This window comes from Mesorhizobium sp. BR1-1-4 (assembly GCF_020165375.1).
Lineage (GTDB): Bacteria > Pseudomonadota > Alphaproteobacteria > Rhizobiales > Rhizobiaceae > Mesorhizobium > Mesorhizobium australicum.
This window is the reverse complement of sequence record NZ_JAIUIB010000006.1, coordinates 316691-343586: the sequence shown is the minus strand read 5'-3', so window position 1 is coordinate 343586 and position 26896 is coordinate 316691. Positions and strand designations below refer to the sequence as shown.

At 63.4% G+C, this 26896-nt stretch carries 20 protein-coding genes and 2 pseudogenes; 15 read left to right on the top strand and 7 right to left on the bottom strand.

Translation table 11 applies throughout. The annotated features are described in order from the left end of the window. The first annotated feature begins 287 nt into the window (after nucleotides 1-287). Both LB571_RS15710 and LB571_RS15705 read left to right on the top strand, forming a co-directional pair. Nucleotides 288-3464: an efflux RND transporter permease subunit gene (locus tag LB571_RS15710; RefSeq protein WP_140617599.1), complete on the top strand. Its 3177-nt coding sequence runs from the start codon at nucleotides 288-290 to the stop codon at nucleotides 3462-3464. A gap of 15 nt (nucleotides 3465-3479) precedes the next feature. Continuing rightward, on the top strand, nucleotides 3480-4631 hold the full coding sequence (locus LB571_RS15705) for an efflux RND transporter periplasmic adaptor subunit (RefSeq protein WP_015318882.1): 1152 nt from the start codon (nucleotides 3480-3482) through the stop codon (nucleotides 4629-4631). Nucleotides 4632-4674: 43 nt separating this feature from the next. On the opposite strand, the gene LB571_RS15700 is transcribed toward LB571_RS15705, so the two are convergent. Next, nucleotides 4675-5583: a LysR substrate-binding domain-containing protein gene (locus LB571_RS15700; protein WP_224595787.1), complete on the bottom strand. Its 909-nt coding sequence runs from the start codon at nucleotides 5581-5583 to the stop codon at nucleotides 4675-4677. 100 nt (nucleotides 5584-5683) lie between these two features. Here LB571_RS15700 and LB571_RS15695 point away from each other — a divergent pair, with 100 nt between their 5' ends. The 8 genes from LB571_RS15695 to LB571_RS15660 all read left to right on the top strand — a co-directional run bounded on the left by LB571_RS15695 (nucleotide 5684) and on the right by LB571_RS15660 (nucleotide 15492). Next, the gene (locus tag LB571_RS15695; protein ID WP_140617350.1) at nucleotides 5684-6472 is read left to right on the top strand and encodes a 2OG-Fe(II) oxygenase; all 789 of its coding nucleotides are present in this window, start codon (nucleotides 5684-5686) and stop codon (nucleotides 6470-6472) included. A 118-nt stretch (nucleotides 6473-6590) separates the two neighbouring features. After that, a complete protein-coding gene (locus LB571_RS15690) occupies nucleotides 6591-7283 on the top strand; it encodes a GntR family transcriptional regulator (RefSeq protein WP_140617351.1) in 693 nt (230 codons plus the stop codon). A 33-nt stretch (nucleotides 7284-7316) separates the two neighbouring features. After that, nucleotides 7317-8423, top strand: a complete 1107-nt coding sequence (locus LB571_RS15685) for a mandelate racemase/muconate lactonizing enzyme family protein (protein ID WP_224595783.1) — start codon at nucleotides 7317-7319, stop codon at nucleotides 8421-8423. Further along, a complete protein-coding gene (locus tag LB571_RS15680) occupies nucleotides 8424-9608 on the top strand; it encodes a mandelate racemase/muconate lactonizing enzyme family protein (RefSeq protein WP_224595780.1) in 1185 nt (394 codons plus the stop codon). It abuts the gene before it with no gap. Between the two features lie 265 nt (nucleotides 9609-9873). Beyond that, a complete protein-coding gene (locus tag LB571_RS15675; RefSeq protein ID WP_224595767.1) occupies nucleotides 9874-11538 on the top strand; it encodes an ABC transporter substrate-binding protein in 1665 nt (554 codons plus the stop codon). 69 nt (nucleotides 11539-11607) lie between these two features. Continuing rightward, nucleotides 11608-12561 carry an ABC transporter permease gene (locus tag LB571_RS15670; protein WP_224595943.1) on the top strand — a complete coding sequence of 318 codons (954 nt, stop codon included), beginning with the start codon at nucleotides 11608-11610 and terminating at the stop codon, nucleotides 12559-12561. Continuing rightward, nucleotides 12558-13436 (top strand): ABC transporter permease, encoded by an 879-nt coding sequence (locus LB571_RS15665; RefSeq protein WP_224595764.1) that lies wholly within the window; start codon nucleotides 12558-12560, stop codon nucleotides 13434-13436. Before LB571_RS15670 ends, LB571_RS15665 begins: the two co-directional genes overlap by 4 nt. After that, a complete protein-coding gene (locus LB571_RS15660) occupies nucleotides 13429-15492 on the top strand; it encodes an ABC transporter ATP-binding protein (protein ID WP_224595761.1) in 2064 nt (687 codons plus the stop codon). The genes LB571_RS15665 and LB571_RS15660 overlap by 8 nt, the downstream gene beginning before the upstream one ends. A gap of 14 nt (nucleotides 15493-15506) precedes the next feature. Here the strand turns inward: LB571_RS15660 and LB571_RS15655 are convergent. Further along, nucleotides 15507-15632 (bottom strand): annotated as a pseudogene (locus tag LB571_RS15655) (LysR family transcriptional regulator); the annotation flags it as partial. Nucleotides 15633-15651: 19 nt separating this feature from the next. On the opposite strand from LB571_RS15655, the pseudogene LB571_RS15650 reads away from it, so the two are divergent. The 4 genes and pseudogenes from LB571_RS15650 to LB571_RS15635 form a co-directional block, all read left to right on the top strand. Further along, a pseudogene (locus LB571_RS15650) lies at nucleotides 15652-16068 on the top strand (SDR family oxidoreductase); the annotation flags it as partial. Nucleotides 16069-16533: 465 nt separating this feature from the next. After that, on the top strand, nucleotides 16534-17508 hold the full coding sequence (locus LB571_RS15645; protein WP_015318897.1) for an ABC transporter substrate-binding protein: 975 nt from the start codon (nucleotides 16534-16536) through the stop codon (nucleotides 17506-17508). A gap of 74 nt (nucleotides 17509-17582) precedes the next feature. Beyond that, nucleotides 17583-18650: a glycine betaine/L-proline ABC transporter ATP-binding protein gene (locus LB571_RS15640; protein WP_140788046.1), complete on the top strand. Its 1068-nt coding sequence runs from the start codon at nucleotides 17583-17585 to the stop codon at nucleotides 18648-18650. Further along, a complete protein-coding gene (locus LB571_RS15635) occupies nucleotides 18647-20626 on the top strand; it encodes an ABC transporter permease (protein WP_224595758.1) in 1980 nt (659 codons plus the stop codon). The genes LB571_RS15640 and LB571_RS15635 overlap by 4 nt, the downstream gene beginning before the upstream one ends. A gap of 10 nt (nucleotides 20627-20636) precedes the next feature. Here LB571_RS15635 and LB571_RS15630 read toward each other — a convergent pair whose 3' ends face one another. Beyond that, nucleotides 20637-21995: an NAD(P)-binding domain-containing protein gene (locus tag LB571_RS15630; RefSeq protein WP_224595755.1), complete on the bottom strand. Its 1359-nt coding sequence runs from the start codon at nucleotides 21993-21995 to the stop codon at nucleotides 20637-20639. Between the two features lie 257 nt (nucleotides 21996-22252). Between LB571_RS15630 and LB571_RS15625 the strand changes: the two genes are divergently transcribed. Then, entirely contained in the window at nucleotides 22253-22969 is a 717-nt protein-coding gene (locus LB571_RS15625) for a helix-turn-helix domain-containing protein (protein WP_140617365.1), read from the top strand. Between the two features lie 118 nt (nucleotides 22970-23087). On the opposite strand, the gene LB571_RS15620 is transcribed toward LB571_RS15625, so the two are convergent. Genes LB571_RS15620 through LB571_RS15605 form a run of 4 tightly spaced genes read right to left on the bottom strand, consistent with a single transcriptional unit; the run spans nucleotide 23088 to nucleotide 26871 of the window. Beyond that, a complete protein-coding gene (locus LB571_RS15620) occupies nucleotides 23088-24128 on the bottom strand; it encodes a heme-dependent oxidative N-demethylase family protein (RefSeq protein ID WP_140724665.1) in 1041 nt (346 codons plus the stop codon). A gap of 9 nt (nucleotides 24129-24137) precedes the next feature. Further along, the gene (locus LB571_RS15615; RefSeq protein ID WP_224595752.1) at nucleotides 24138-25103 is read right to left on the bottom strand and encodes a PDR/VanB family oxidoreductase; all 966 of its coding nucleotides are present in this window, start codon (nucleotides 25101-25103) and stop codon (nucleotides 24138-24140) included. Continuing rightward, nucleotides 25100-25696 (bottom strand): dimethylamine monooxygenase subunit DmmA family protein, encoded by a 597-nt coding sequence (locus tag LB571_RS15610; RefSeq protein ID WP_224595749.1) that lies wholly within the window; start codon nucleotides 25694-25696, stop codon nucleotides 25100-25102. The genes LB571_RS15615 and LB571_RS15610 overlap by 4 nt, the downstream gene beginning before the upstream one ends. A gap of 41 nt (nucleotides 25697-25737) precedes the next feature. After that, nucleotides 25738-26871: an aminomethyltransferase family protein gene (locus tag LB571_RS15605; protein WP_224595745.1), complete on the bottom strand. Its 1134-nt coding sequence runs from the start codon at nucleotides 26869-26871 to the stop codon at nucleotides 25738-25740. Nucleotides 26872-26896 lie beyond the last annotated feature (25 nt).

The window sequence follows — 26896 nt, the reverse complement described above, 5'->3', positions numbered from 1 at the left end:
TCGTGAGCACGGGCTGCGAATCGACAGACAAGGAGCCGGCCAATGCCACAGCGCCGCGATCTTACCATAGATGAGGCCGTCCGGGATCCGATGATCCGGCTGGTCATGAAGGCAGACGGGGTCGACCCCCGCGCGTTCGAGAACATGTTGCGTTCGCTTGCCGATGGGCAGCGTCGCGAGGTGCCGTTGCTGCGTTCACGGGAAGGGTCCCGGGACGGGCGCGGCCAGTTATCCAGGGTCGCCAGCGCCTTCGGGCGGGCAAGAGCGGCCGGAGAGGCGTGCGTGTCGTGGTAAACTTCTTCATCCATCGTCCGATCTTCGCCTCGGCGATCGCCATCATCATGGTGCTCGCCGGCACGATTTGTTATTTCCTGCTGCCCGTCTCGCAGTTTCCCGACATCACACCGCCGCAAGTCGTGGTCAGCGCCCACTATCCGGGCGCCAGCGCGCAAGTGGTGGCAGACACGGTGACGACGCCGCTGGAGCAGCAGATCAACGGCGTGCAAGGCATGACCTACATGTCCTCGACGAGCTCCAATGACGGCTCGTCGACCATCACCATCACCTTCGATGTCGGTTATTCCCTGAGCACGGCCGCCGTCGACGTCCAGAACCGCGTCTCGCAGGCCGCCTCGTCGCTGCCGGCGATCGTCAACCAGGGCGGCGTGACGATCAAGAAGCAGAACCCGAACTTCGTGCTCATCGTCAACCTGACCTCGCCCGACCATTCGGTCGATCCGGTGGCGCTCTCCAACCTTGCCTATCTGCAGGTGGTGGATCCGCTGAAGCGGCTGCCTGGTGTCGGCGACGTGCAGATTTTCGGCGAACGGCGTTATTCGATGCGCGTCTGGCTCGATCCGGACAAGCTCGCCAATCTCGGCATCACCGCGGTCGATGTGCAAAATGCCATCGCCGAACAGAACGTCCAGGTGGCGGCCGGCAAGATCGGCCAGTCGCCGGCGCCCGCCGGCACCGCCTTCGAGATGCAGGTCAACGCCGTCGGCCGGTTGAGCGACCCGAAGGAATTCGGCGACATCGTCGTGCGTGCCAACACCGACACCGGCTCGCTGGTGCGGCTGCGCGACGTCGCCCGTATCGAGCTTGGTGCCCTGCAATATTCGTCCTCGGCCTTTTTCGGCAAGGACCCGACCGTGGTGCTCGCCGTCTATCAGATGCCCGGCTCCAACGCGCTCGATCTGCAGCAGCGCGTCAAGGACAAGATGCAGGAACTGTCGGCCCGTTTTCCCAAGGGCGTCGACTATGCGATGCACTACGATACGACGCGCTTCGTCTCGGCCTCGATGCATGACGTGCTGATCACGCTTGGCGAAGCCCTGGTGCTCGTCGTCGCCGTGGTCTTCATCTTCCTGCAGAGCTGGCGCACGACCATCATTCCGACCATCGCCATTCCGGTGTCGCTGGTGGCGACGCTCGTCATCATGGAGATGATGGGTTTCTCGCTCAACATGCTCTCGCTGCTCGGCATGGTGCTGGCGATCGGCCTTGTCGTCGACGATGCCATCGTCGTGGTCGAGAATGTCGAACGACAGCTCGAGGCCGGACTGAAACCGCTGGCGGCGACAAAGGCCGCCATGGCCGAGGTTACAGGCCCGATCATTGCGACCACCGCGGTGCTGATGGCGGTGTTCGTGCCGGTTGCCTTCATTCCCGGTGTCTCCGGCAAGCTCTACAACCAGTTCGCGCTGACGGTGGCGATCTCCGTCGGCATCTCCGCCTTCAACTCGCTGACGCTCAGCCCGGCGCTCAGTGCAGCCTTCCTGCGCCATCGCGGCGAAACGCAATTCTTCCTGTTCCGCTGGTTCAACACGGGCTTCGACAGGCTGTCGCATGCCTATGCCCATGGCGTGCGCATCCTTATCCGGCTGCGCTGGATCATGCTTGGCCTGTTCGCCGCCGGCCTGGTCGCCACCTACTTCGTCTGGCAAAAGCTGCCCTCGACCTTCCTTCCGGTCGAGGACCAGGGCTATTTCTTCGTCGTCATCCAGCTGCCCGACGGCGCTTCGCTGGAGCGTACCGATGCGGTGGCCCAGAAGGCGCGCGACATCCTGCAGGCAACGCCAGGCGTCGACATCGTCGGCTCGATCAGCGGCCTGAACTTCCTCACCAGCGCGGCGCAGTCGAACTCGGCGGTCGAGTTCGCCATCCTCAAGCCGTGGGAGGAGCGTGGCCCCGACCAGAGCGCCTCGAAGCTCGTCGGCGACGTGCGTGGCAAGCTGATGCAGATTCCGGAAGCTTTCGCGCTCTCCTTCGATCCACCCTCCATCCCCGGCATCGGCACCACGGGCGGCTTCGAATTCGTCGTCGAGGACCTCACCGGCCGCGGCAGCACGGCCCTCAACGACGCCACGCAAGCGGTGATCGCCGAGGCCCGCAAGCAGCCTGAAATCAATCCGCAGCAGCTGTTTTCGCCGTTCTCGACCTCGACGCCGCAGTTCAACTACGATCTCGACCGCGCCAAGGCGAAGCTGCTCGGCCTCAACCTGCCCGACGTCTTCAACACGCTGCAGATCTATCTCGGCTCGCTCTACGTGAACGACTTCAACCTGTTTGGCCGCACCTTCCGGGTGACCATCCAGGCCGACAAGGATTCACGTGCCGGTGCAGCCGACATTTCACGGCTCTATGTGCGCAATGCCTCCGGCGGCATGGTGCCGCTCAGCACGTTGGGGAAACTGGTGCCGTTCGTCGGCCCGGAAACCGTGCCGCACTACAACAACAACGCCTCGGCCACCATCAATGGCGGCGCCGCTCCCGGTTATTCGTCGGGCCAGGCGGTCGCCGCCATGGAACGGGCCGCGGCGACCGCGCTGCCCAGGGATTTCGGTTTCGAATGGACCGGCATCACTTTCCAGGAGCTCAAGGCGGGGTCGATCGCGTCGGTGGTCTTTGCCCTCGCCATCGTCTTCGTCTTCCTGATCCTGGCGGCGCAGTACGAGAGCTGGGCGATGCCCTTCATGGTGCTGCTGGCCGTGCCGCTCGCACTGTTCGGCGCGTTCGCCGCACTTTGGGTGCGCGGCATGCAGATCGACGTCTATTCGCAGATCGGCTTCGTCATGCTGATCGGCCTGGCGGCCAAGAACGCGATCCTGATCGTCGAGTTCGCAAGACGGCGGCGCGAGGAAGGCCTCAGCATCGTCGAGGCATCGATGGAGGCCGCTCGGCTGAGACTGCGGCCGATCCTGATGACCGCGTTTGCCTTCATCCTCGGCGTGGTGCCGCTGATGATCGCCACCGGCGCGGGTGCCGCCAGCCGCCAGTCCATCGGCACCACCGTGTTCGGCGGCATGGTCGCCGCGACCATCCTGTCGCTGGTGTTCGTGCCGGTCTTCTACGCGGTCATCGAACAGCTGCGCGAACGGCGCGGCGGCGACGAGCCCGCTTCTCAACACACTGAACCAACGGCCAAACCCGCCTTTCCTCCTCTGGCGGAAGCGGCCGAATAAGATTGGAGAATCATCATGCGTAAATGGAAAATCGCGTTGGGAACGGCTGTCGCGCTGGGTGCGATCTCGGTGGCCAGTGTCCACCTGCTGGATATGGGCAATCTCAGCCTGAATGCCGGCACGGCCGGGGCCGCGCCGGCTCCAGCAGCGTTCGTCATGCCGGTGCCGGTGGCGAACGTGGTCAAGAAGACGATCCCGATCTATCTCGACTATGCCGCGCGGACCGAGCCGATCCGCAGCATCACGCTGCAGGCACGCGTCCCCGGCTATTTGCAGGAACAGACGGCGCAAGACGGCGCCGACGTGCGGCAAGGCGACCTGCTCTACAGGATCTCGCCCGATGACTTCCAGGCCTCGCTCGACCAGGCGAAGGCACAGGTTCAGCGCGACACGGCGACCCTCGATTATGCACGTTCCAATCTCGGTCGCGGTACCGAACTCGCCAAGAGCGGCTACCTGGACAAGGACAGCTTCGACCAGCGCACCAGCACCTTGCGCGAGGCGCAGGCGTCGCTGGCGCTGAACCAGGCGGCTGTGCGCACGGCCGAGCTCAATTTGAGCTACGCTGAAATCCACGCGCCGTTTGCTGGACGTCTGGGCCGCAACCAGGCTTCCGTGGGAACGCTGGTCAGCGTTGCCGGCACCGTGCTCAACACGCTGGTGCAGCTCGATCCGATCTACGTTACCTTCAATCCGAGCGAGACGGACCTGGCGCAGATCGAGGAAGCGCGTGCCGCCGGCCCGATCGAGGTCGAGGTCCTGCTTCCCGGTGAGACCGAGGCCCACCAGAAGGGCGAGCTCACCTTTATCGACAACACGATCGATCACTCGACCGGCACGATCACCGCACGCGCCACAATCGGCAACGCCAAGTTCACGCTCTTGCCTGGCCAGTATGTTCGCGTGCGGCTGCACGTCAAACAACAGCCCGATGCGCTGATGGTGCCGCAGGTCGCACTGGGATCGAGCCAACTCGGCAAGTACCTCTATGTCGTCGGCAAGGGCAATACGGTCGACCAGCGGCTCGTTTCGCTGGGACCGACCAGCGGCGACATGGTCGCCATTCTCAGCGGCGTCGCTGAAGGCGACCAGGTGATCACAGGCAATCTGCAGAAGATCGGCCCCGGAATGCCGATTTCGCCCCTGCCACAGAAACCGGCTACCTGACTCCCCCGCAGGCCCGGTTTCCGCGCGGCGCCCCGACCTTTTCTCAGGTCGCGGGCGCCGTTTTCACGAGCAGACCGACCAAAGCGGCGACGTCGGCGCGGTCGGCCTTGGCTGGCGGCATGAAGGCGCAATAGGGGTGACCAAGGCGCACCGAGACCGATGACAGCGCGATCAGGCGCCCTGCCTCCAGATCGGCCTGCGCCATTACCCGCTGGCCGAGGGCAATGCCCAGGCCGAGCCTCGCCGAGGCGATCGCCAGGCTGGACAGGCCGACGCGGCGGCCATGCGACGGGTCGGGCGACCGGCTGGATCCGCATGCCGCGAACCAGTCGGTCCAACTCGGGTGCGAGGCATAGTTCGGTCCCCAATTGGTATGGATGAACTGGCTCTCATGCAAATCGGTGAGCCTCGCATCGCCACTGCCGTGCCGCTGCCAGAATTCCAGCGCGCAGACCGGCAGCACCTGGTCATGGACCAGGCGGACCATCCGCAGGCCGGGATAGTGATAGTCGCCATAGCTGATGCGCACGTCGACATTCTGGCGCACCAGATCGATCGGATCATCCTCGGCTCGCACATCGATCGCCATATGCGGGAAGGCATCCAGGAGTACGGCCAGCCTCGGCGCCAGCCACAGCTCGGCAAGCGAGAACGGCACGCTGACGACTAGTCGCGTCCTCAGGCCCCCTTCCAGCATGCGCTGGCCGATCGCGGCAATGTCGCCGAGCGCGCGCGCCGTCTGCGGATAGATGGCGTGCCCGGCATCGGTTAGCGCGATGCGGTTGCCCGTGCGCACGAAAAGCTGCTTGCCGAACCAGGCTTCGAGATTGCGGATCTGCTGGCTGACCGCCGCCGAGGACACGCCGAGCTCGGCTGCGGCCAAGGTGAAGCTGCCTGACCGGGCCGCGACCTCGAAGGCCTTGATCGCATTCAGCGGCGGCAGCCGGTCCAAATCAGGCTCCTGAAGTTTTTCTCGGCCAATCCTAATAATTTCCGGTGTTGAGAGAAAGAATATTTTGCCGTCTTCTGTGCCTAACGTTGGAGCACATGACATGAAAGACATTCTCGATCTCGACCGCTATCCGCTCGACCGTGAAGGCAGCGTCGAATGGAACCGCCTCGTCGGACAGTCGATCGCGGCGCTGGAAGCCGACGGCATGTTCAATCTCGAAGGTTTCTTGAAGCCCGGCGTCGCCGAACAGGCGGTGCGGGAGATCAAGCCGGTCATGGACACGCAATCCCATGTCCACAAGCGCATGCACAACATCTACTTCAAGCCGAGCATTCCCGAACTGGCGCCCGATCATCCCGCATTGCGCAAGGTCGAGACCGTCAGCCACACGGTCTGCGCCGACCAAATTCCCGGCAGCACGGTGATGGCGATCTATGAGTATGAGCCGCTGGTGCGTTTCCTCGCGGCGACGATGGGCAAGGCAAAGCTGCACGTCATGGAGGATCCGCTGGCCCGCACCAATGTCATGGCCTATCGCGCCGGCGAAGCGCTGAACTGGCACTTCGACCGCTCGGAATTCACCACCACCTTGCTGCTGCAGCAGGCGCAACGCGGCGGCGACCTCGAATACCGCACCGATCTCAGGTCGGATGACAACCCGAACTACGAGGGCGTCGCCCGGCTGCTCGAAGGACGTGACCCCGACGCCAGGATCCTGCGCATGAAACCAGGCACGCTGAACGTGTTTCGCGGCAAGAACACCGCGCATCGTGTCACCACGGTCAAAGGTGAACGCGAACGGATGATCGCGGTGTTCTCCTACTATGAGAAGCCAGGCGTGATGTTCAGCGAGGAGGAGCGCGTCGGCTTCTATGGCCGTGCGGCTTGACCCAGCCCTTCGCACCCCGGCCCGGGCCGCGAAGCGAAGATAAGAATTCGAGCAGAGCCTCTTGTTAGATTGTCGACAATCTGATTGTCTCTGCTCTGTTCTCGCGGGAGTGGGCCGGATGGTGAAGACGGAATTCAGTCCGATTGCCGACACGACACGCCGTGCCGAAATCGTGGCGCTGCTCAGACGCGCGATCCTGACCGGTCAGCTCGAGCCAGGCCAGAAGGTCAACGAGCTCAGGATTTCCGAACAGATGCGGGTCAGCCGCGCCCCGCTGCGCGAGGCGATGCGCGAGCTGGTCCAGGAAGGCATACTGACCAGCATTCCCTATGCCGGCACCTTCGTCATCAATGTCACCGCCAAGGACATCGACGACGTCTATTCGCTCAACAAGGTGCTCGACGAATTCGCCATCGAGCGGACCTGGGAACTGCGCGACCAGCGCTTTTTCGATGAGCTCGACCGGCGCCACGAGGCGGTGAAGCAGGCGACGCGCGACCGCGACACCACGCGCCAGATCGAGACCGCGCTGCAACTGCATGGCCTGATCCATGAATGGGCCGACAATTCAGTGCTCTTGGAAACCTGGCAAAGACTGACCAGCCGTTTGCAGATGTATTTCGCCTTGCACCAGCAGGCACGCAACGAAGCCGTGCCCGCCGAAGACGTTCACGAGACTTACGTGCGGCTGCTCAAGAGCGACGACATGCGTGCCGCCCAGCGCCACGCACGCGAGCATATCGACCACGATTTCGAAGAGCTTCTTGCCTATGCGCGCGACCTCGAAAAGCGTCCGTCGAAAGGCGCCTGACCCTCCCCTCACCGCGGATAATGGATACTCCACGTGCAAATCGAAACCATCAAAGCCTATCACGTCGTGCAGCCTTTCGTGGACGGCCCCTATCGCATGTCCAAGGGGCGTGTGGCCGACTGCTTCGACGCTGTGATCGTCTCCATCACCTCCGACAGCGGCGTCACCGGCTGGGGTGAGATGGCGCCGCTCGGCAATTTCTACTCGGCCGCCTTCCCGGCCGGCACCCGGGCCGGCGTGCCGGAGATCGCACCGCACCTTATCGGCCAGGACCCGTGCGGGCTGACCAGCATTGGCCGACTGATGGACGCGGTGTTCAAGGGCCATCCCTACATAAAATCGGCGCTCGACATGGCCTGCTGGGATCTGGCGGCGCGGGCCGCCGGCGTACCGCTGGTGACGCTGCTCGGCGGCAGGGAAAGCGACACTGCCGAACTCTACAAGGTCGTCACCCATGGCACGGTCGATCAAATGGCCGCACTTGCCAAGCGCATCGTCGAGGACGGTTTCCGCCGGCTCCAGGTCAAGGTCGGCGGCAATGTCCATGACGACGTCGAGCGCGTCATGGCGGTCGCCGCCTCGGTGCCGAAAGGCACCGTCATCTTCTGCGACGCCAATGCCGGGTGGACACCATACCAGGCGCGGCAGTTCGCAGATGCGACGCGGGCGATCGACTATACGTTCGAGCAGCCCTGCACGACGATCGACGAAAACATGTCGGTGCGCCGCATGCTCGACAAGCCGATGGTGCTCGACGAATCCGTCACCTCGCTGGAGACGATGCTGGAAATCCATCGCCTCGGCGCGGCGGATGGGCTGACGCTGAAGATATCGCGGCTCGGCGGCGTCACCAAGTCCCGGCTGATCCGTGACGTCGCCGTCGATCTCGGCTTCATGATCACGGTCGAGGATACCGGCGGCGCCGAGATCGACACATCCGCCATGGCGCATCTGTCGCTGTCGACGCCGGAGGAGCGTCGGCTGCACGCGATCGCCTTCCACGAATGGGTGACGGTGCGCACCGCGTCGAACGCGCCGCCGGTCACCGGCAGCCGCATGGGTATTCCCGCCGGCCCGGGCCTTGGCATCGACGTCGTTCCCGACCTGCTCGGCAAGCCCTTCTTCGAAGTTGGACGCTAGATGAAGATCCGCGGCATAAAGGCCACGCCGATCAATCTTCGCCTCGAAGCGCCCTATGCCTGGGTGTTCGGCGAACTCGACGGTTTTTCGCCTGCTATCGTCGAAGTCGAGACCGAGGACGGCCTTGTCGGGCTGGGCGAAGCGCCGACGCCGGCAGCGGCCGCCATCATCAATGATGTTCTTGCCCAGCGGCTGGTCGGCCGCGACGCCTTCGACATTGCCGGCGCCGAACATGTCTGCCTGCCATTCTGGACCGGCGTGCAGTCGATCAACGACCGCACCCGCATCATGGCCTTCGGCGCCATCGAGATGGCGCTCTGGGACCTGCGCGGCAAGGCCTGGAACCAGCCGCTCTATCAGTTGCTCGGCGGGGCCGTGCGCAAGGACATCCCGTTCACCGACTATTTCTCGCTGCGCGGCGATGGGGATGGTGTCAAGGGCGAGACGACGCCGGAAGAAGTCGCCGACTATTGCGTGGAACTGCACGAGACGCATGGAACGACCTTCTTCGAAGGCAAATTCTCGACCGAAGATCCGAAAGTCTCGCTGAGAATGGTCGAGCTGATCCGCGAAAAACTCGGCGACGATGCGATGATCCGCATCGATTCGAACCAGGCTTACTCGCTCAGCACGGCGCGGCGGCTTGCGCGGCCGCTGGAAGAGCTCGGCGTGCGCAACTGGGAGGATCCGGTGGCGACATCGGAGGAGATGCGCCAACTGCGCCGCCATTGCTCGATCCCGTTCTCGACCCACAATATCGACATCGCGCGCGCCATGGACCTCAAGGTGCCGGATGCATTCGTCGGCAACCCGACCGCGCATGGCGGCATCGGCCGGATGCTGCGCTTTGTCGGCGCCTGCGAGCACGCGGGCATCGATTTCTGGTGCTACAGCGGCGACAGCGGCATCGGCAGCGCGGCCTACCTGCATCTGTGCGCGGCCCTGGGCTGGATCCGGGAGCCGAACCAGTCGCTGTTTCGTATGCAACCTATGGATATCACCGAGGAGGGGCCGTTTTGCCCCAGGAACAATACGGTGCGTGTCCCGGAAGGTCCCGGTCTTGGTGTCACCTTGTCGCGGAAAAATCTCGCGGCCTGCCATCGCGACTTTGCCGAGAACGGCCCTTGCAACAAATATCATGACCCGGCCAAGCCAGGGACATATCGCCGTTTGCCGCTGAACTAGGAGAACGACACGGGAAAGGAGACGTATTTCAAGAACAAGAGTCCGCCGCCGCGATCGATGGCGACGGCAGGACCGGACGGGTGGAAGCGTTGCCTCAAGAAAATCTGACCCCCGCGCCGCAAGGATCGGATGGACCAGGGAAAACCGCATGCTACAGTCCGGTCGACTGACAACGTTGATGGCCGGGACAGGAGAACTCCACGGACTTCGTCAACTGAAAAACGCATTCATCAAACCATAAGAAACAGGGGAAGGGTTAAAACCCATGATCAAGAACTACCGCATTCTCGACCTGATCCGGCGCAATCGCTCGCCGCTTGAAAATCACCTGATCGACGGCCTCGTCGACGGCCGTGTCAGCCGCCGCGACTTCATCCGCCATGGCAGCCTGCTTGGCCTGTCGCTGCCGCTGCTTGGAGGCATCACCACGGCTGCCGGCCTTGGCGGCATGCCATCGCTGGCCCGCGCCCAGGGCGCACCCGGCGCCACCATCCGTGTCGCCAGCAGCGTGCCGGCGGCAGCCATCGATCCCGTCACGATCGCCGACGCCGGCGGCCTGCTGATCATGCAGCAGGTTGCGGAATTCCTCTGTGTCGACGGCCCCGACCTGGTGCTGCAGCCCGCATTGGCCGAGAGCTGGAAGCCGAACGACAATGGCTCGGTTTGGACCTTCAAATTGCGCAAGGGCGTGAAATTCCACAGCGGCGGCGAAATGAAGGCCGAGGACGTGGTGGCGAGCATCGACCGCCTGGCCGATCCGGCAAACTCGTCCAACGCGCTGTCGGTGTTCACCGGTATCCTGTCGAAGGGGGCCAGCAAGAAGGTCGACGACTACACCGTGGAATTCCACCTCGACGCGCCGAACGGCAATTTTCCCTACATGGTCTCGTCGGACAATTACAACGCCGTCATCATCCCGGCGGACTACAAGGGCGACTACGAGAAGAGCTTCGATGGCACCGGCCCGTTCAAGGTGGAGAAATACACGCCGAAGGTCGGCGCTTCCTTCGTCCGCAACGAGAACTACTGGGGAGCGAAGGCGCTGCCTGACCGTACCGAGTTCACCTTCTTTACCGACGTGCAGCCGATGATCCTGGCGCTGCAGGGTGGGCAGGTCGACGTCATCAACCAGATGCCGGTGCTGGCCGGCGTGGCCCTGCTCAACGATCCGGGCTTCGAAATCCTCAGCCTGAAGTCGTCGGCTCACCAGCAACTGCATCTGCGCTGCGACGATGGCCCGTTGAAGGATGCACGCGTGCGCCGCGCCATCGCGCTCTGCCTCGATCGCGACAAGCTCACCGCCGGCCTGATGAAGGGACGCTCGGCGCTTGGCAATGACAGTCCATTCGCCGCGGTCTACCCCTCGACCGATACAAGCATACCGCAGCGCAAGCAGGACATCGCACAAGCCAAGCAGCTCATGGAAGCGGCCGGTGCCGGCAAGGGCTTCAAGATCACGCTGACCACCGAGCGCTATCTCGAAATCCCCGAATATGCCCAGCTCATCCAGAACTGGGTCAAGGAGATCGGCATCGAGCTCGAACTCAACATCCTCGACCAGAGCGCCTATTATGGTGACGCGGTGTTCGGCAAATCGAACTGGCTGGATTCGGTGATGGGCATCACCGACTATGGCCATCGCGGCGTGCCGAATGTTTATCTTGCCGCTCCCCTGAAGAGCGACGGCACCTGGAATGCCGCGCACTTCAAGAACAAGGACTACGACGCGCTGGCGACCAGCTATATCGCGGCGCTCGACCTCGAGGCGCAGAAGGCTGACGCCGGCAAGATCCAGAAGCTTCTGCTCGAGGAAACGCCTGTCATCTTCGGCTATTTCTACGACTACCTGACGGCGACGTCGAAGAGCGTGGCCGGCGTGCAACCGACAGCCATGTCGCAGCTGTTCCTCGAAAAGGCATCGAAGGCGTAAGCGAAAAGGGAAAGCCAGTCCTCTAACAGCCAGCTCCCCAGGGGGCTGGCTTTGCAAGGAGTCTTAGCCATTCTCTCCTTCTTTGCGCGGCGTGTGTCCCTGTCGCTGGTGACGCTGTTCCTGCTCAGCATCATGGTGTTCCTGGGCGGCCAGGTCCTGCCTGGCAATGTCGGGCGCGCGATCCTCGGCCCGTTCGCCGACCAACGCGCGGTCGACGCGCTCAATCACACGCTCGGCGTCGATCGCCCGCTGCTCACCCAGTACTGGAGCTGGATATCGAACTTCGTCCAGGGCGACATGGGCACGTCCTACATTTTCCGTTCGCCGGTGGCGCCCTTCGTCATCGGTGCGCTTGGCAATTCGATGAAGCTGGCGGGGGTCGCCTTCGTGCTGGTGGTGCCGATCGGCATCCTCGGCGGCGTCATTGCCGCACTCAACCTCAACCGCCCGCTCGACCGTATCATCAGCCTCGGCGGCCTGTCGGTGACGGTGCTGCCGGAATTCGTCACTGGCATCATCCTGATCCTGATCTTCGGCGTGTGGCTGCGCTGGCTGCCGATCTCGGCCGCGTGGCCCAGGGATGCCGGCTTCTTCACCCAGCTCTATTACCTGATCCTCCCGTCGCTGCCGCTGTTCCTGGTGCTGTTCGGCTATATCGCGCGCATGGCGCGTTCCGGCATGATCGAGGCGCTCGATTCCGACTATACGCGAACCGCCGTGCTCAAAGGCCTGCCCTGGCGCACTGTGATCTGGCGCCATGTGCTGCGCAATGCGCTGTTGCCGACCATCACCGTCATCGCGACCCAGACCGGCTATCTCATCGGCGGCCTTGTCGTGATCGAGACGCTGTTCCGCTACCAGGGCATCGGCTCGCTGATCTTCACCGCCGCGCGCGGCAAGGATTTTCCGATGCTGGAATCCGGCATCCTCACCATCGGCATCGTCTATGCGGTGGCCACATTGATCGCCGACTTCCTCTACTCCGTGCTCAATCCGCGCATCCGCCTGGGGTCAGACCAATGAGCGCCGTCCAGACCCCCTCCCCCGCGCAGGACGACATGCGGCGCCGCGGCCCGCTGGCAGAAGTGTTTTTTTCACTGCTGCGCTCGCGAACGTTCCTCGTCGGCATCGCCATCGTGCTGTTCTGGGTTGCCTGCGCGCTGTTTGGCGAACATTTTGTCCCCTACGATCCGCTCGCCGACGACATCATCAACGCGCTGGCGCCGCCTTCGCGCGAACACTGGTTCGGCACCGACCAGATCGGCCGCGACGTGTTCTCGCGCGTCATCGTCGGTTCGCGCGATATCCTCACCGTCGCGCCCCTGGCGACCTTGCTGGCGACGGTCGCCGGCACCGCGCTCGGCCTGCTCACCGGCTATTTCCGCGGCCTCGTCGACGATGTCGTCAGCCGCATCCTTGAAGCCTTCATGGCGATCCCCGTGGTGATCGTGGCGCTGCTTGCCATCGTCGCGCTGGGCACATCCAAGACCACCGTCATCATCGTCATCGGCCTGAGCTTCGCGCCGATCATCGCACGTACCGTGCGTTCGGCGGTGCTGGCCGAGCGCGAGCTCGACTATGTCGCCGCCGCACAGCTCAGGCATGAGAGCGCGCTGCATACGATGTTCGTCGAGATCCTGCCCAACGTCATCCCGCCGATCCTGGTCGAGACCACGGTGCGGTTGGGCTACGCCATCTTTGCGGTCGCTACCCTCTCCTTCATGGGCTTTGGCATCCAGCCGCCGTCACCCGACTGGGGGCTCTCCATTTCCAGCAATTACGGCATGATCGGCGGCGGCTTCTGGTGGACGGTGCTGTTCGACGCGCTCGCCATCGCCTCGCTGGTGATCGGCGTCAACCTGGCCGCCGACGGCGTGCATGGGGCCTTCAATGACTGAACCCGCCAATACAACGACAGGGAAGGCAAAGGACGCGCTCGATATCACGGACCTGTCGGTCGCCTACCGGGTCGCCGGCCGCAATCGCGCGGTGCTGCGCGATCTCAGCCTCACCATCGGCCAGGGCGAGGCTTATGGGCTGGTCGGCGAATCCGGCTGCGGCAAGTCGACGGTAGCCCTCACGGTGGTGCGCTACCTCCCGCGCAACGGCTCGATATCGGGTGGCGCCATCTCACTCGACGGCCAGGACGTGATGAAGCTCGACGCGGAGGCGCTTCGGCGCGCGCGCGCCGAAAGCGTCTCCATGGTCTATCAGGACCCGGGAAAGGCGCTGAACCCGTCGATCCGCATCGGCCGGCAATTGACCGAAATTTTCGAGCTTGGCGGCATCACGGGCCAAGCTGCCACTGATCGCGCCATCGCCATGCTGAACCGCGTGCGCATCTCCGATCCGCCAAGCGTCATGCAGCGCTATCCGCACCATCTGTCGGGCGGCATGCAGCAGCGCGTGGCGATCGCCATGGCGCTGGCCAACGATCCCTCGATGCTGATCCTCGACGAGCCGACTACCGGCCTCGACGCGACGGTCGAGGCCGAGGTGCTCGACCTCATCGCGCAGCTCAGGCAGGAACTGTCGGCCTCGATCCTGTTCATCAGCCACAACCTCGCCGTCGTCTCCAACATGTGCGACCGGGTCGGCGTGCTCTATGCCGGCATGCTGGTCGAGGAAGGACCGACCGATGTCGTCTTCAACGATCCGCGCCACCCTTACACGGTGGCGCTGCTGCGCTGCCTGCCGCGCGGCGGCCAGCGCAAGGACCAGGGCCGGCTCGACACCATCCCGGGCTTCCTGCCCGGCATCGGCGCTGACATCAAGGGCTGCGCCTTCGCCGACCGCTGCGCGCTGGCCACCGACCGCTGCCGCACCGAATTGCCGCCGCTCTATGATCTGACCGACGAGCGCGGGAGGCGGCTGTCGCGCTGCCACTACCACGACCAGGCGCAGGCCCTGCCACGTGCCACGCCCGCCAACGTGGTGCCCGCACCGAAACCCACGACGGCGCCGGTGCTGCGCGTCGCCCGGCTGAACAAGACCTACGCCAGCCACGGCCATGCATTGCGCGCCGTCAAGGACGTTTCGCTCGATCTCAGGCCCGGCGAGACGCTCGGGCTGGTCGGCGAATCCGGCTCGGGCAAGACCACCTTCGCCAGGCTGCTGCTCGGGCTGGTGCCTCCCGATGAGGGCGGCACCATCGAGCTCGAGGGCAAGGCGCTGGCGCCGAAGCTGGAGAACCGCGGCGACGACCAGGTCAAGGCGATGCAGATCGTCTTCCAGAACCCGGACTCCGCCCTCAACCGCTCGCATTCGATCCGCCATCTGATCGGCCGTGCGCTGAAGCGGCTGGCGGGCTTGAGGGGTGCCGCACTGGAGGCACGTCTCAACGATCTCGTCCGCTCGGTGCGGCTCACCGACCGGCATCTGGCGGTCAAGCCGCGCCAGCTTTCGGGCGGACTGAAGCAGCGCGTCGCCATTGCGCGTGCCTTCGCCGGCGACCCGCGCATCGTCGTCTGCGACGAGCCGACCTCGGCGCTCGACGTTTCCGTCCAGGCGGCGATCCTCAACCTGCTCGCCGACCTGCAGGCCAAGGAAGACGTCAGCTACATCTTTATTTCGCATGACCTTGGCGTGGTGCGTTATCTCTCCGACAAGATCGCCGTGCTCTATCTCGGCCGCATCATGGAGATCGGGCCATCGGAGGACGTTTTTTCCGGACCGCATCACCCCTATACCGAGGCGCTCCTATCGGCCGTGCCCAAGCTCGATCAGACCGAGACGGCACGCATCCGGCTCGATGGCGAAATCCCCAGCGCCAGCAACCCGCCATCGGGCTGCGTCTTCCACACGCGCTGCCCACGCAAGATCGGGCCGATCTGCGAACAGCAGGAGCCGCCGCTCGCCGAGGCCCAGCCGGGGCATTCGATCCGCTGCCACATTCCCTATGCCGAGTTGAGGCGGCTGCAGAAACCGGCAGCGGTCGCAGCCCTGCCGGCGTAAGCGGCCCGCATCCATCACGCCTGGCCGGTCATGCTGAAGGAGCGGTCCCCCTCGGCAAAGCCCCGATCACCGGTCCAGTCCCTTGTCAGCGTCCGCAATCCGGTCAACGCGACGTCGAGCACATCCGACGATGCGGGATTGCGGAAGGTGCACGAGGTCAATGTCGCCGGCGTGTTCCTGTCCTGCCAGGCAGAAGCGCGCAAGATGCTGGCGCGGGGCAAGGGCTCGATCATCAACATCGCCTCGATGTCGGGCACCATCGTCAATCGCGGACTGACGCAGGCGCATTACAATTCCTCGAAGGCCGCCGTCATCCACATGTCGAAGAGCCTCGCCATGGAGTGGGCCGATCGTGGGCTGCGCGTCAACGTCGTCAGCCCGGGCTACACGCTGACGCCGATGAATAAACGGCCGGAGGTGGCCGAAGAGGTGAAGATCTTCAAACGCGACACGCCGATGGGACGCATGGCGGCGCCGGAGGAAATGGTCGGGCCGACGGTTTTCCTGGCCAGCCGCGCGTCGAGCTTCGTCACCGGCCTCGACCTGATCGTCGATGGCGGCTACGTGTGCTGGTAAACAGGCCATGCGAACCATGTCCCGCCGTCGTCGGCCGGCTTCGCCTGCGGTCTGGAATTCTGCTTCTTCGCGGCGTTAGTCGTTGCGCGGCATGAACGTTGGTATATATATTTTCATCCTATGAAACCGCGCTGGCGAGATCGGGCTTGCCAGGCGATGGCCGAGAGCAATTCCGCCGGAAATGCTCGGGATCATGGGACCTTGATGGCTCGCATGTTGCAGGGCGCCGCAGGACTGACAATTGATCCGCGGACGATCGCCATCGCGGCGATCGATCGGCCATGAGACTGGCTGTCTCGGCAGCGTCCGTCATCACCGAAATCGAGCATCATCGCGCCTGTGCCGGCTTTGGTCCTGACATGGCCAGAACGGTCTTGCACAACAGCCTGCCTTTCCAACACAATCAAGAAAAGACGCAACAAGGGAACGACCAATAACCGTCACAGCTTGAAGGAGAACCAAGCAATGCCATTTCGCAGTGTGATATCGAAATTCTCAGTGGGAGCTTTTGCGCTTGCCGCGGCAAGTGTCCTGACGCCGACAGCGCAGGCAGCGGCGCCGGAATCCAACGACCCGATCAAGATCGCGCTGTTCGACTGGACCAGCGTCAATCTCAACGCCAAGATCCTCGGCGGCATCCTGGAAAAGCTCGGCTATACCGTCGAATACCCGACCGCCGACTATCTCTCCAGCCTGACAACCGGCCTCACCAATGGCGATATCGATGTCGGCCTGGAATTCTGGGATACGACGGCCGGCGAAGCGATGAAGGCCTCCGACGCCACGGGCCAGACCGAAAGGCTCGGCAAGCTCGGCCCGAAGGCCAAGGAAGAGTGGTGGTTTCCCGAATACATGAAGGAGAAATGTCCGACCTTGCCGGACTGGCACGCTCTGCTCGACGCCACTTGCGCGGCATCGTTCTCGACCGCCGAGACGGCGCCAAAGGGGCGCTATCTCGGCGGCCCGGTGACCTGGGAAGGCTTTGACGACGAGCGTGTCGCGGCGCTGAAGCTGCCCTTCACCGTGATCCATGCCGGCACTGATGCCGCGATGTTCGCCGAACTGGACTCCGCCTATCAGCGCAAGGCGCCGATTATGCTGTGGATCTATTCGCCGCATTGGGCGCCTGCAAAATACAAGGGCGAATGGGTGCAATTCCCCGAATACACGCCCGAATGCTATACCGACCCGAAATGGGGCGTGAACCCGGACGCCAAATACGACTGCGGCAAGCCGCATGGCGAAATCTGGAAGTACTCCTGGAACGGCATGAAAGACAAATGGCCGGTCGCCTACAAAGTGGCCAAGGCCTACACGATCGACACCGACGAGTTGAACAAGATGAGCGGCGAGATCGATCTTGACGGCAAGACGCCGGAAGACGTCGCCGCCGCCTGGATCGCCGCTCACGAGGCAGACTGGAAAGCCTGGGCGCAGTGACCTCCGACTGGAAAGGGAGGCCCGGCTGTTGACCGGCCGGGCCTCAATTCCTGATGTTCCAGAAGGGCGACTGAATGACGGAAGCGATTGAACAGGCATCCGACGCGACGGATGCCCGCCCGATAAAACTTGCTTGCCGCAACGTCTGGAAACTGTTCGGCTCGAACGCCGCCAATTTCATCCGTGAGCGTGACGGCAAGGCCAGCATGGCGGAGGTCTCGGCGGCAGGCCTTGTGGGTGCGGTGCGCGCCGTCGACCTCGAAATCCGCCAGGGCGAGATCTTCATCATCATGGGCCTGTCCGGCTCCGGCAAGTCGACGCTGGTGCGCTGCATGTCGCGGCTGGTCGAGCCGACACATGGCAAGGTCGAATTCGAAGGCAAGGACCTGCTCAAGATTTCCGATGCGGCCCTGATCGAACTCAGGCGCCATCGCATGGGCATGGTGTTCCAGAATTTCGCGCTGTTGCCGCATCTCAACGTGCTCGATAACATCGCCTTTCCTCTGAGTATCCAAGGACAGGATCGGCCGACACGCGAGGCGCGCGCCCGGGAAGTCATCGAACTCGTCGGTCTGCGCGGCCGCGAGCATTTCTATCCGCGCGAACTGTCGGGCGGCCAGCAGCAGCGCGTCGGCATCGCCCGCAGCCTCGCCACCAAGCCGGAGATCTGGTTTCTCGACGAGCCGTTCTCGGCGCTCGATCCGCTGATCCGCCGCGAGATGCAGGACGAGCTGATGCGGCTGCAGACCATGCTGCACAAGACCATTGTCTTCATCACCCACGATTTCGACGAGGCCATCAGGCTGGCCGACCGCATCGCTATCATGAAGGACGGCCAAGTCATCCAGATCGGCACGCCGGAGGAACTGGTGGTCAATCCGGCGACCGACTATGTCGCCGAGTTCACCCGCGACGTCGACCGCGCCAAGGTGATCTCGGCGCGCAGCCTGATGCGTAGCTGCGATGGCGCCGAGCACGGCGGCACGGTGGCGCCCGAGGCCAAGATATCGAGTTTTTCGGCCAGCATCGTTGCCGCCGGCAAACCCTTCGCCGTGATCAACGGCACCGGCATCCCGATCGGCGAAGTGACGCCGCAAGCGGTGATCGATCTTCTGGCCGGCATCGAGCGAGCCGGCGCATGACGGTAACGGCAAACGCCAGCCGGACAAGGCCGCCGATCCAACGGTGGCTGGTGATCTGGGTGCTGGCGCTTGCCGCCGTGCTGGTGATGTTCCTGCTGCAGGACAGGCTGCCATGGGCCGTCAACTACCCGGTCGAGCGGGTCGTCCCCGTCGCCGACTGGGTCAGCGCGCTGATGGGCCGGATCAAGTCGAACCTGTCCTGGCTGACGCGCTCGGTCACCGCGGTGCTCGGCGTGCCGCTCGACTTCGCGCTCAATCTCTTGGCCAAGAATTTCAAGTTCGGCCATGGCGCCGACGCTTTCGTGCTGCCGCGTTTGTCCTGGGTTGGCGTCTGCGCCGTCGCCTTCCTCGCCGGCCATGCGGCGGGAGGCAGGAAGCTCAGCCTGCTGGTTGGCGGATGTTTCCTCTACATCGCGCTGTTCGGCCAATGGACCAGTGCCATGCTGACCCTGGCGCTGATCTCGATCGCGGTGCCGTTCTGTATTCTCACCGGGCTATTCGCCGGCATCTGGGCCTGGCGCACCCCGTGGGCCGAGCGGCTTGTGGTCTCCCCAGCACTTGACCTGATGCAGACGATCCCGACCTTCGCCTATCTCATCCCGATGCTGCTGCTGTTCGGCAACAGCCCGGTCTCGGCGATGATCGCCACCGCCATCTTCGCCACGCCGCCGATGGTGCGAGCAACGATGCTGGGGCTGTCCCGGGTGCCGTCCGAGATCGACGATTTCAGCGAGATGGCAGGCTGCACGGCGCGGCAGAAATTGTGGCGCGTGCTGCTGCCGTCGGCGCGGCCGACACTGATGGTCGGCGTCAACCAGGTGATCATGCTCGCACTCAACATGGTGATCATCGCCTCGATGATCGGCGCCGGCGGCCTAGGCTACGATGTGCTTTTGGCGCTGCGCGCGCTCAAGGTCGGCGAGGCGATGGAAGCCGGCCTTGCCATCGTCGCGCTGGCCATCGCGCTCGACCGGCTGAGCCAGGCCATCGCCCACAAGCAGGCGAAGGGCAATGTCCACCAGTCCGCGAACCCGGGGTTCTGGCGCCGCTACCCCAATCTGACGCTCGCCATTGCGATTCTTGCCGTCACCACTCTGCTCGGCCTGTTCATACCCGCCTTCGCGGCTGTGCCCAAGGCGATCACCTTCACCACCGCGCCACTGTGGAAAGCGGCGGTGAACTGGGTGACGATCAACTTCTTCGATCTCATCGAAGCCTTCCGCGTGGCGCTGATCCTCAATGTGCTCAATCCGCTGCGCGCCTTCTGCGAAGGCTTCCCCTGGCTGGGCGCGGTGTTCCTGCTCGGCCTTGCCGGCTACCAGCTTTCCGGCCCGCGGCTGGCCGTCCTGGTGGCAATGCTGACCGCTTTCTGCGCGGTCACCGGCCTATGGGAAAAGACCATGGCGACGGTCTATCTCTGCGGCATCTCCGCCTTCATCGCCTGCCTGATCGGCATTCCCATCGGCCTGATGGCTGCCCGTAGCGACCGTTTCGAAAAGATCGTCACACCCGTCATCGACACCCTGCAGGTGCTGCCGTCCTTCTGTTTCATCATCCCGGTCGTGATGCTGTTCAGGGTCGGCGACGTGACGGCGATGATTGCAACGATAGCCTTCGCCGTGGTGCCGGCGATCCGTTACACCAATCACGGCATAAGGCAGGTGCCGCCGGCACTGATCGAGGCAGCGAAAGTGTCGGGCTGCACCCCGCGCCAGACATTTTTCCGCGTGCAACTGCCGTTGGCGCTGCCGGAGATCATGCTCGGCATCAACCAGACCATCCTGATGGCGTTGGCGATGATCATCATCTGCGCCATGGTCGGCACGCGCGATCTCGGCCAGGAAGTGTTCATCGCGCTATCGAAAGCCGATTCCGGCCGCGGCATCGTCGCCGGCCTCGCCATCGCCTTCATCGGCATCGTCGCCGACCGGCTGTTCAATGCCTGGACGGCAAAGGCGCGGGCAAGGCTTGGATAGCGGCGGCGGCCTACTCGGCCGCCACCCCTTTCACCTCGAGATAGCTTTCCATTGAATCGTCCAGCGCCTGCAGCCAGGGCGTGTGATGCAGCGGCGCCATGGTGCCGGTCATCAGCGAGCGATAGGAATGATCGCGGAAGCTCATAATGTCTTCGGCCTTGTGGTGCTCCCACTCCATGAAGGTCTGGTTGACCGCCTCGACGTCGAAGCCGGGATAGTCGGTCTGGTCCATGAGTTCCTTGGTATAGTCGCCCTGGAACCAGATCATCTGCTCGGCGTCCTCCAGCGTCTCCTCGCGGGCGCGCCATTTGGCGCCATGCGCCGCCATCGCCTCGGCCGACGGCAGCTTGATGCGGCCCATGATGACATCGCGCGCGAACCAGGCCTGCGCGTCGAACATGTTGAAGGTGTAGAACTGGTCCTGCATGCCGATATAGGACAGCTTCGGGTTCTTCTCCCAGACAACGCCCTCGTAGAGGTCCAACGGCCACATGCGGTTGGCGGTCTTGAGCTTGAGATCGTCAGTCAGGAACGGGAAGGAATGGAGATATCCGGTGCACAGGATAATGGCGTCGACATCCTTGGTCGTGCCGTCCTTGAAATGCGCCGTCTTGCCGACGACCTTTTGCAGCAGCGGCACTTCCTTCCAATTCTCGGGCCATTTGAAACCCATCGGTTTGGAACGATAGCTGGAGGTGATCGACTTGGCGCCATATTTGTAGCACTGCGAACCGATGTCCTCGGCCGAATAGGAGCGGCCGATGATCAGGATGTCCTTGCCCCTGAACTCCATGGCGTCGCGGAAATCGTGGCTGTGCAGGATGCGGCCGTTGAAGGTCGAGAAGCCCTCGAAATAGGGCACGTTGGGCACAGAAAAATGCCCGGAAGCGACGACGACATTGTCGAACTCTTCCGAATAGGTCACGTCGTTGCTGCGGTCATGCGCGGTGACGGTGAATTTCTTCGTCTCGTCCGAGAAGGTGACCATGCGCACCGGGCTGTTGAAGCGCACCCATTTGCGCAGGCCCGACTTCTCGACGCGGCCCTTGATGTAGTCCCACAGCACGGCACGGGGCGGGTAGGAGCCGATCGGCCGGCCGAAATGCTCCTCGAATGTGTAGTCGGCGAATTCCAGGCATTCCTTCGGCCCATTCGACCAGAGATAGCGGTACATCGAGCCGTGCACGGGATCGCCATGTTCGTCGAGGCCGGTACGCCAGGTGTAGTTCCACAGGCCACCCCAGTCGGACTGCTTTTCGAAGCAGACGATCTCGGGAATCTCGGCGCCCTTGTCGGCCGCCGACTTGAAAGCCCTGAGTTGGGCCAGACCGGACGGTCCGGCTCCGATGACGGCAACGCGAGTGTTCATTCCGGGCCTCCTTTTTTGATTTCCCCAGCGAAACAAATTTCACTGCCAGTGACAGTAATTGGCCTCTTGGTGCTGTCAACAGACATCTGCTGGAACGGCGTTTGCGCGCAGTAGATTCCTGGCGGAAAACCCGCGGGCGTCGCGATGGTCGCACTGCCGCGCGCAACATAAGATGGCTTGCCGTTGCGGTTGCGCTCCTGTATCGGCACCTGACATGTTCACCTTGAGTGAAATAAATCCTGACGATTGGGGGCGGCATGGCAAAGGCTAATTCGAATTCCAAGGCTCCCGCGAGCGCAAAGGCAAAGCCGTCGCCGAAAGTGTCGGCGGACGGCAGGACCATACGCGCGCCGCTGACACAAAACCCGCACGCTATTCGCGATACCCGCGAAAAAGTGCTGGAGGTCGCGATCGGCCGCGAGGTGCGGGCCTTCCGCAAGAAGCTCGGCATCACCGTGGCGGATCTCGCGGTCGCCACCGATATTTCACTGGGCATGTTGTCGAAGATCGAGAACGGCATCACCTCGCCGTCGCTGACCACCTTGCAGGCACTGTCGCGGGCGCTCGGCGTTCCCGTCACCGCCTTCTTCCGCCGCTTCGAGGAAGAACGCAGCGCCGTCTTCGTCAAGGCCGGCCAAGGCCTCGACGTCGAGCGCCGCGGCACGCGCGCCGGCCACCAGTATAATCTGCTTGGCCATATCGGTTCGAACACCAGCGGCGTCGTCGTCGAGCCCTATCTGATCACGCTGACCGAGGATTCCGACGTATTCCCGACCTTCCAGCACGAGGGCATGGAGTTCCTCTATATGCTCGAGGGCGAGGTCGTTTACCGGCACGGCAGCAACCTCTACCCGATGAAGCCCGGCGACAGCCTGTTCTTCGACGCCGACGCGCCGCACGGACCGGAGCAACTGACGAAACTGCCGATGCGGTATTTGTCGATTATCTGCTACCCGCAGGGCAGTGCTGGGTAGGCGGGCCGCCGCAGCCCCTCACCCGGATTGCCCCTAGGGCAGAGGAGCCCGACGCCAGCGTTGGCGATCTCTTCTCCCCTCGGGGAGGTGGCCGCGAAGCGGCCGGATGAGGGGGCTTTTAATCCGGTCCGAACCCCGGGCTCGTCGGGCTGCCATCGTCCAGCTTCGACAGCCATTCGACCAGTGTCGGGCGAAAGCGCGTGAGGCCTTTGTAGCTGGCGAGTTCCTCGGGTAGGTCGCGGATGACGCGGTGCAGGCGCCGTGCCCATTTCGGCTGCGTCACCAGCTCGTCCATCTTGATCAGGTAGCAGCGGATCGGAAAGACGATGCCATTGGAGCGCGGCAGCCGCCAGAAGCTCTGCAGTTCGACCCGCAGATGCACCTTGTCGCCGACATTCTCCGACGTCACTGTCGCGCGGTCCGGACCCCATTTGTGATAATTCTCCGGGCTGGTGTCCAGCCGCGGATTGATGGTCATCGTCCAGTTCAGGCGCCGTGCCGGCTTGCCCTGCTGGATGTTGGTGAGGAACTTCAGCGCGCGCGTGAAAATACCCTTCTCATGCGCCAGCGGCACAGGCGCGTGCCATTCGAAGAAATTCATGCCGATGTCGAAATCGAGCGACCAGTCGGCCTGGGTGGTGACCATGCCGGCGTCCATCCATAGATTGCCGTCGCGCTGGTCGAGGATGCAGAAATCGCCCTGGCTTTGGCGGGTGATGTATTCCATCGGCCCATAAGGCAAAGTCGAGGTGTCGCCGAAGGTGAAAGTATCATCGATGCCGAGCGGCCGGTTGATCCAGCGCCAGCGGTCGCCGTCGCGCGTCAGCGTGAAATGCTCGGGATAGCCCAGCGCCTGCTGCTCCATCAAAAGCTCCAGCAGGTCCCAGCCGGCGAGCGTCATGTGCGGCAGCGACTGGCAGCGCAGGGGATCCTCGGCCAGCACCAAGGCGCGGTCCTGCATCTCGGCGACATAGTGTTCGTCGACGTCGATCAGGTTTTCAAGCACCGAGCCTTTGGGGCCGACGACATGCGGCTCGATGTTGACCGCGTACATGTAGCTGTCTTCATGGAAGGGGAACGGAAACCGCCTGATGTGCTCGGGGCTGTTCTTGAAAGTGAAGTCGTCGCGGAACGTTTCCTTGCGAAAGGTGATGCCCATTCTCGCCTCCTATCTTTCCAAGACCAGCGACCTGCCCTCGAAGCGCGACACGCACGGCATGATCTTCCTGCCCGAACGGTGCTCTTCCTCGCTCAGCCAATGGTCGTTGTGGATGAATTTGCCGTCACACGAGATGACGTTGGTCTCGCACTGGCCGCAGACGCCGCCACGACAAAGATAGGGCGGATCGACGCCGGCGGCTTCGATGGCTTCCAGCAGGCTCTGCTGCTCGCCGACGCGGATGGCCTTGCCGCTGACGGCAAGCGTCACGTCGAATGGCAGGCCGGGCTGCGGCGCCGCGAAATGCTCGTAGTGGACGGTCTCCGGCGGCCAGCCCAGGCTAGCTGCGCGGTCGCGCACCCAGTTGATCATGCCGGCCGGGCCGCAGACATAGAGGTGCGTCCCGAGCGGCTGCGAGGATAGCAACCGGTCGAGTTCGATCCGCTCCTCGAGGTCATCGTGATAGAGCCGGACGCGACGGCCGTAGCGTTCCCGCAGCACGTCGGCATAAGTGCCAAGCGAAGCGGTGCGGCAGGTGTAGTGCAGTTCGAATTTGCCGCCCTCCCCCGCCAGTTGCGCGGTCTGGGCCATGAACGGCGTGATGCCGATGCCGCCGGCCAGCATCAGGTGTTTCTTGGCGCGCAGATCGAGCGAAAAAAGATTGACCGGATAGCTGATCACCATCTCCAGACCCGGCTTGACCGACCTGTGCATGAACAGCGAGCCGCCGCGACCGACGTCGTCGCGGCGCACCGAGATGGTGTATTCGCGCGTGTCTAGCGGCGAGCCCATCAGCGAATAGGGATTGAGCCTTGTGCGCTGGCCATCGCGCATCTCGACCACGACATGGGCGCCGCCGGAAAAGGTCGGCAACAGCTCGCCATCACGCCGGCGAAAATGGAACCGCGTGACCAGCTCGTTGACCGGGACGACATCGCTGACGACGACGTCGAGCTTGGTGGTGCCGGTGCTCATCGAAATATCTCCTCCATCGGAGGAATTTCACTGCGATCTTCGGCATTGATGCAGACGCCCTGGAACGCGGCAAGGCGTCTTGAATAGTGATCGCGCACGAGAAGCAGTAGGCCACAATGCGAGCAGGTCGCCGGCTGCGTCGTCACATTCTCGGTGATGCCCTTGCAGTGCACGCACTGCATGCGCCGTGCCAGCGAGCCGCGATGCTCGGTCTGCATGGAGGTGTGGTCGATGCCGGCTTCGAGCGCCACCTGCATGGCCTGCCCGATCAGCCCTTCGGTGCCGGCGAGATAGAGGCGCAGACCCATATGCGCGTTATCAAGCGTCTGCTTCAGACGCGGCAGCAGACTGGCGAAGGACGGCGCGGTGTGAAATTGCGCCGGCTTCAACCCTTCGAGGGCAGCAATATATTTGCCGTCAGGACCGGGAATGAAGACGATCTCGGCACCATCGAAGAACCCGGCCGGAGCCCTGGCGGCCATGTCTGTTATCGCGAGCGCGCCTTCCGCATCCGCGACGAACAGATGATGCTTGCCGGGTTGCGGAGACAGGGTCCCGTAAATGGGCCGGCTGATGATGGTCTTGGCTGCCATTCTCTCTTTGTGCCTCGAAAACCTTCGCTGTCGATTATGCCTCAGCCTTTCGCCGTGCGCTTGGTCTTCTTGGGATCGTCGAACGGCAAGGGCTGCGCCGTCGCCTTGATCGATCCGCTCTTGTTGCGGATCTCGAGCTTGGTGTCCTTGACCGCGCAGTCGACGTCGAGCCGGGCGATGCCCATCGATTTCTCGACCAGCGGCGAATACATGGCGCAAGTGACAACGCCGACCTTTTTGCCGTCGCGATAGACCGGAGCGCCCTCGTCCGCCGGCTCCTTGCCGTCGAGCAGGACGCCATAGATCTTGAAGCGCTCCTTGCCCTTCAGGCGATAGTGCTCCTCGGCACCGCGAAAGCCGGTCTTGCCGGGGCTGACGGTGAAGTCGAGGCCGAGCTCCCAAAGCGTATCGCCGGGGCCTTCATTCTCGAACGGATACTTTTGGGAATTGTCGTAGGGGTAGAACAGCAGGTAGCTTTCGACGCGCAGCATGTCGAGCGTGGTGAAGCGGCAGGGAATGATGCCGGCGTTCTTGCCCTCGTCGAGAATCCTGTCCCAGATCGTGCCGGCGTCCTGGCCACGGCAGAAGATCTCGTAGCCGCGTTCGCCGGTATAGCCGGTGCGCGAGATCATGACGGGAAAGCCGAACAGCTGCGTCTGCATGTGATGGAAGTAGTTGAGGTCGCGGATGCCGGGCACGTGCTTGGCCAGATAGTCGACCGCTGCTGGCCCCTGCAGCGACAAATCGTGCAGATTGTCGTCGAAGCGCAGCGACACGTCCCGTCCCATCGCCGCCCGCTGCAGTTCCTCATGGCCGGTGCCCGAGCCGTGCACCACCATCCAGGAATTCGGTCCCGTGCGGTAGAGGATGCAGTCGTCGGTGAATTTTCCCGCCTCGTTCAGCATGCAGGCATAGGCCGACTTGCCGGGATAGATCTTTTCGACGTCACGCGTGGTGGCGAGGTCGATCAGATGCGAGGCGTGCGGCCCTGTGATGTGCACCTTCTTCAGGCCGGAAACATCCATAAGCCCGGCCTTTGTGCGGATGGCGACATATTCCTCGTCGGCATCCTTGTCGTAGGTCCAGGCGGTGCCCATGCCGCTCCAGTCTTCGAGTTTCGAACCCAGCGCACGATGGCGATCCGCCAGGGTCGAAAATCTCCAGGATGCCGTCATCCGCTCGTCCTCCATTCGAAAATGC